This is a genomic window from Nonomuraea sp. MG754425 (genome assembly GCF_021699195.1).
Classification (GTDB): Bacteria; Actinomycetota; Actinomycetes; order Streptosporangiales; family Streptosporangiaceae; genus Nonomuraea.
Window position 1 is genome coordinate 1 of sequence record NZ_SSXE01000336.1, and the last position, 5,338, is coordinate 5,338.

At 75.0% G+C, this 5,338-nt stretch carries 4 protein-coding genes; all 4 read left to right on the plus strand.

The features are described from left to right. Positions 1 to 535 (plus strand): serine hydrolase (locus FAF44_RS51810; RefSeq protein ID WP_237110881.1); only part of this gene is annotated, 535 nt, incomplete at its 5' end. A 199-nt stretch (positions 536 to 734) separates the two neighbouring features. Further along, a complete protein-coding gene (locus FAF44_RS51815; protein ID WP_272896208.1) occupies positions 735 to 2,021 on the plus strand; it encodes an MFS transporter in 1,287 nt (428 codons plus the stop codon). 1 nt (position 2,022) lies between these two features. Next, entirely contained in the window at positions 2,023 to 2,226 is a 204-nt protein-coding gene (locus FAF44_RS51820) for an MbtH family protein (protein ID WP_237110883.1), read from the plus strand. Between the two features lie 2 nt (positions 2,227 to 2,228). Next, a partial coding sequence (locus FAF44_RS51825; RefSeq protein ID WP_237110884.1) for an AMP-binding protein occupies positions 2,229 to 5,338 on the plus strand: 3,110 nt, incomplete at its 3' end.

Here is a 5,338-nt window from a genome sequence, read left to right on the forward strand (position 1 = left end):
GCTCACCTCCCCACCCCCAGACCCGCTCGCTGCCGCGCCCGCGGAGCGGCTCGTCGCCGTGGAGCGGATCGCGGCGACCGAGTGGAAGGCCGGACGGCCGGGACCCGGCTGTGTGCGCGGCGAGGTGCACGACGAGACCGCGTACGCGCTGGGCGGCGTGGCGGGGCACGCCGGCGTGTTCGCCACGGCGGACGACCTGCTGACCTTCGGCGAGGCGCTGCGGCGCGGCGGCGGGCCGATGCTGCGCCCCGCGAGCGTGGCCGAGATGACCCGCGACCAGGGCGCCGGGGGCGCGCCCTTCCGGCACGGGCTGGGCGTGCGGATCGGCGACCCGGGCTTCGCCGGCCCGCTGGGCGACGGCGCGTACGGGCACTCGGGTTTCACCGGCACCTCGCTGGTGATCGACCCCGCCCGGCGGCTGACCGCGGTGCTGCTGACGAACGCCGTCCACCCCGTGCGGGGCCGGGACGGGATCAAGGAGCTCCGTCAGGCGGTGGCTTCGGAGGCCCTGCGCCTGGTTGACCTCACCCGTTGACGCGGGGTAATTGCCAGACCACAAATAGCTTATTGCTCGTGCTCGAAATTGTGTGTGAAGGTACCGAAAGAGACAGCCGTGAGAAGCGGGACGTCTTTAAGGTTCCTTTTACCAGAAGGGCCTCGGGCATATGGGTCAACCTCCCTCGTCCCAGCGGAAACGCTTCTTCCAGCGATTTGCTGGAATGGGCAGATTCGGCATGGTCTGGAGCGGCCAGGTCGTTACCTTGGTCGGTAATTCCGTGCTCCGCTTTTCCCTGGTCATTCAGGCGTGGACCACCGACCACCAGGCCACGCAGGTCGTCGCGCTCTCCCTGTGCGCGGTGCTCCCCCAGATGCTGCTGAGCCCCACGGCGGGCGCGATCGTGGACCGCTGCCGCAAGCGCACCGCGCTGCAGCTCGCCGACCTCGGCGGGCTCGTGGCCGTGGCGGGCCTGGCGGCCGTCTACTTCCTCGGCGACCTGCACCTGTGGCAGGTCTACCTGACGGTCGCGCTGCTCGGGGCCTGCGCCGCCGTTCAGTTCCCCGCCCTGTCGTCGGCGGTGCCGCTGCTGGTCGGCAAGGAGCAACTCCAGCGCGCCAACGGGCTGCTGGCCACCGCCAAGAGCGTGGCCGACGTGGGCGGGCCCGCGCTGGCCGGGCTGCTGGTGGTCACCGGCGGCCTCGGCGCGGTGCTCTGGATCGACCTGGTCAGCTTCGCCGTGGCGCTGCTGACCGTCCGGCTGGTGCGGATGGACCGCGACCGGCCGGGCGCGGCGGGCACGCCCAAGCGGCTCGGCGCCGACTCGCTGGAGGGGCTGCGCTACCTGTTCGCCCGGCCGAGCCTGCGCGGGCTGATCCTCGTGTTCTTCACGGTGAACCTGGTGATGGTGTTCGGCTTCGCCGTGGTGCAGCCCATGATCCTGGCCAGGACCGGCAGCGACGTCTCCGTCCTGGCCAGTGTGAACGCCGGGATCGGCGTCGGCGGCATCGCGGGCGGGCTGCTGCTGGCCGCCTGGGGCGGCCCGCGGAACCGGGTGCGCGGCATGATGCTCGGCGTCGTCGGCATGTGCCTGAGCGCGCAGATCGCCATGGCCATGGTGGACGGCGTGGTGGCCTGGACCGCGGCCATCCTCGCCGGGGCGCTGATCATGCCGATCGTGAACGGCTCGATGCAGTCGATCATCCAGACGAAGGTGCCCGAGGACCGGCAGGGACGGGTGTTCGGGGCCGTCATGTTCGTCTCACAGATCTCCTCCCCGGTCGCGATGGCCTTCTCCGGGCCGCTCGCGGACCACGTCTTCGAGCCGCAGGCGGCGGCCGGCACCGGCCTGGCCGGGCTGCTGCGCCCCCTGGTCGGCGCCGGCCCCGGCAGCGGCATGGCCGCCATGCTGCTGATCGCCGGCCTGCTGGGCGCCGGCGCCGCCCTGTGGGGGCTGGCCCGCCGCGCCGTGCGGCACATCGACGTCCTGACGCCCGACCTCGAGAAGCAACCCGCGGGAGGCTGACATGACGACCAACCCCTTCGAGGACGAGAACGGCGCCTACCTGGTCCTGGTCAACGACGAGAACCAGCACTCGCTCTGGCCGGCCGACATCGGCGTGCCGGCGGGCTGGCGGGTGGCGCTGTCGTCGAGCCCGCGCGCCGCGTGCCTGGACTACATCGAGACGCACTGGACGGACCTGCGCCCGGCCAGCCTGACCCGGGAGTGACGGTGCGGGTTCACGAAGCCTTCGCGGCCCAGGCGGCGCGCACACCCGGCCGGACGGCGCTGATCTGCGGCCCCGAGCGCCTCACCTACGCCGAGCTGGACGCGCGCGCCGGCGCACGGGCGGCCGGGCTCCGCGACGGGCTGGGCGGCGACCTGGCCGGCCGCCTGGTCGGGGTGCGCCTGGAACGCGGTGTCGAACTGGTGGTCGCGCTGCTGGCGGTGCTGAAGGCCGGCGGCGCGTACATGGTGCTCGACCCGTCCTTCCCCGAGGAACGGCTGCGCGGCATGGCGGCCGACGCCGGGGCCGCCGCGGTGCTGTCCCCGGACGGCCTGGAGCCTTCGCCCGCCCCCGCCCGGCACGACGGCGTGGCCTGCGTGATGTTCACCTCCGGCTCCACCGGCCGCCCGAAGGGGGTCGCCGCGCCGCACCTGGCGATCACGGCCACGGTGACCGGGCAGGAGTACGCGCCGTTCGACACGGTGTGGCTGCAGTGCTCGCCGGCGTCGTGGGACGCGTTCGCGCTGGAGCTGTGGGGGCCGCTGCTGTCGGGCGGGACGTGCGTGCTGTACCCCGGCGCGCGGCCCGACCCGGTCGTGCTGGCGCGGCTGGCCGCCGAGCACGTGGTCCGCGCCATGTACCTGTCGAGCAGCCTGTTCAACGTGATCGTGGACGAGTGCCCGGACGCGCTGGCCGGGCTGCGCCACCTGATCGTCGGCGGCGAGGCCCTGTCGCCCGCGCACGTCCGCCGCGCCCTCGACCGGCATCGCGGGCTGCGCCTGCGCAACGGGTACGGGCCGGTCGAAGGCATGATCTTCATGACCACGCACGCCGTGGACGCGGCGGACCCGGCGGACGCGCCCGTGCCGATCGGCAGGCCGCTGCGGGGCAAGCGGGTGCACGTCCTCGACGCGCGGCTGCGGCCGGTCGCCGCCGGGCAGGTCGGCGAGCTGTACGCGGCCGGGGACGGGCTGGCGCTCGGCTACGCCGGGCGGTCCGGGCTCACCGCCGAGCGGTTCGTGGCCGACCCTTTTGGGGCTCCCGGGGAGCGGATGTACCGCACCGGCGACCTGGTGCGGCGCGGCCCCGGCGGGCGGCTGGAGTTCGTCGGGCGGGCCGACGAGCAGGTGAAGGTGCGGGGGTTCCGGATCGAGCCGGGCGAGGTCGAGGCCGTGCTGGCGGGGCACCCGGCGGTGGACCGGGCCTGCGTGGTGGCCAGGGAGGACGTGCCGGGCGATCGGCGGCTGGTCGCTTACGTGGTGCCGCGCGACGGCCGGGCCGCCCCCGGGCGGCCCCTCGACGGCGAGGCGTTGCGGGCGCACGCGGCGGCCGTGCTGCCGGACTTCATGGTGCCGTCGGCGTACGTGCCGCTGGAGTCGCTGCCGCTGACCGGCAGCGGGAAGCTGGACCGGGCCGCGCTGCCCGCGCCCTCGTACGGGCCGGCCGGGGCGGGCGCACCGCGCTCGGCGGTGGAGGAGGCGCTGTGCGGGCTGTTCGCCGAGGTGCTGCGGGTGCCGCGGGTGGGGGTGCGCGACGACTTCTTCGCGCTGGGCGGCGACTCGCTGACGGTGGCCCGGCTGCTCAGCAGGATCCACGCCGAACTGGGTGCCGAGGTGGGGGTCAGGACGTTGTTCGAGACGCCCACGGTGGCCGCCCTCGCCCGCCACGTCGGCCCCCTGACGGGGCGGGCTGAGGAGCCGGCGGTGACCGCCGGGCCCGCGGGGCGCGACGCCGTGCCGCTGTCGGCGGCGCAGCGCAGGTTGTGGTTCCTCGACCAGGTGGACGCGGGCGTGGCCTACAACATGCCCATGCTCGTCCGCCTGCACGGCCCCCTGGACGTGGCCGCGCTGCGCGGGGCGCTGGAGGACGTGGCGACCCGGCACGAGCCGCTGCGCACGATCTTCGGCGGGCACGACGGCGAGCCCGTCCAGCGGGTGGTGCCCGCCGGGGAGGCCACGCCGGGGTTCACGGTCGTCGAAGTGCCGGCCGCCGAACTGGAGCAGCGGGTCGCCGAGGCGGCCCGGTACCGCTTCGACCTGGAGGCGGAGCTGCCCATCCACTCCGTGCTGTTCGCGACGGGGCCGGGCGAGCACGCGCTGCTGCTGGTCATGCACCACATCGCCACGGACGGCTGGTCGCTGCCGCCGTTCATGCGCGATCTGTCCCTGGCCTACCGGGCGCGGCTGGACGCGACACCGCCCGCCTGGCCGCCCCTGCCCGTCCGGTACGCCGAGTACGCCGTGCGGCACCGGGAGCGGGCGGACGCCGTCGCGGACGCGGACCTGGCGTACTGGCGCGCGGCCCTGGCGGGGCTGCCCGAGTCGCCGGCGCTGCCCCGGACCTCGCGCGCCCCGGCCGGGACCGCCGCCGGGATCGTGGTCAGGCGTGTGGGGCCCGGATCGCACGCGCGGCTGGTGGAGCTGGGCAGGCGGCACGGGGCCACGCTGTTCATGGTGTTGCAGGCGGGGCTGGCCGTCGTGCTCGGACGGGCGGGCGCGGGGACCGACCTGCCCATCGGCGCGCCGGTCGCGGGACGGTCCGGCGGCCCGGTGGACGATCTCGTGGGGTTCTTCGTCAACCTGCTCGTGCTCCGTACCGACCTCTCGGGCGATCCCACGGCCGGTGAGCTGGTGGCGCGGGTGCGGACGGGCGACCTGGCGGCGTTCTCGCACCAGGAGACGCCGTTCGAGCGGGTCGTGCAGGAGCTGAACCCGGTCCGGCGTCCGGGGCGGCATCCGCTCGTGGACGTGGTGCTGGCGCTGCAGAACAACCTGCGCGCCGAACTGGCGCTGCCCGGCGTGGAGTCGCTGGTGGAGGTGGTCAGGACCGGGGCGGCCAGGTTCGAGCTGCTGGTGGACGTGACCGACGACCACCTGCCCGGCGGCGTGCCGGCGGGGATCGCGGTGACGCTGGAGTACCGCGTGGACGCCTTCGACCCGGCGCTGATGGAGTGGCTGGCCGACGCGCTGGTCCTGGTCCTGGACGGCATGACGGCCGCGCCCGGCGCACCCGTCTCCCTGATCGAGCTGCCCCCGGTGCCGCAGGCCCGGGACCACGACCCCACGGCCCCGCCGGAACCGCAGGCCGGGGAGCACGACCCCACCGCACCGCCGGG

Bases quoted from the DNA above. Each gene is read 5' to 3' on its own strand.
- FAF44_RS51820 (WP_237110883.1), top strand. From the start codon at position 2,023: ATGACGACCAACCCCTTCGAGGACGAGAACGGCGCCTACCTGGTCCTG.
- FAF44_RS51815 (WP_272896208.1), top strand. From the start codon at position 735: ATGGTCTGGAGCGGCCAGGTCGTTACCTTGGTCGGTAATTCCGTGCTC.